Source organism: Streptococcus suis (assembly GCF_024509555.1).
Lineage (GTDB): Bacteria > Bacillota > Bacilli > Lactobacillales > Streptococcaceae > Streptococcus > Streptococcus suis_AD.
In genome coordinates this window covers 1-337 of sequence record NZ_JAMWEL010000071.1, presented here as the reverse complement: position 1 = coordinate 337, position 337 = coordinate 1, and the positions used below count along the sequence as shown (strand labels likewise).

At 40.7% G+C, this 337-nt stretch carries 1 pseudogene; it reads right to left on the bottom strand.

Annotation, left to right across the window (positions count from 1 at the left end):
• Positions 1-125: 125 nt before the first annotated feature.
• Positions 126-337, bottom strand: a pseudogene (locus NF418_RS10385) (IS110 family transposase); the annotation flags it as partial.

Below are 337 nucleotides of genomic sequence, written 5' to 3'. Positions count from 1 at the left end.
ACATCCATTTTTACAATCACCAACGTTTTCAAGAACGCAACAACGGCCTTGCCCCTCTTGAAATGAGGAACAAGGCCGTCGCCTAATCTTTTATTATTTCATTGTCCACTTGACAGGGAGCTGTTCAGACTTCCATTTTTTTTTTTTTTGACAGTGAAAGCGGCTTGGCATAAACATTTCTTCAAATAAGAATTCCCGTGTCGAATCTTGGTACTTCGTTTTTTACCAGCACTCTCATTATTACCTGGACAAAGTCCAGCCCAAGAAGCTAAATGTCCAGCAGTGGGAAACTGACTCATGTCAACACCAACCTCAGAAATAATAACAGAAGCTGTAA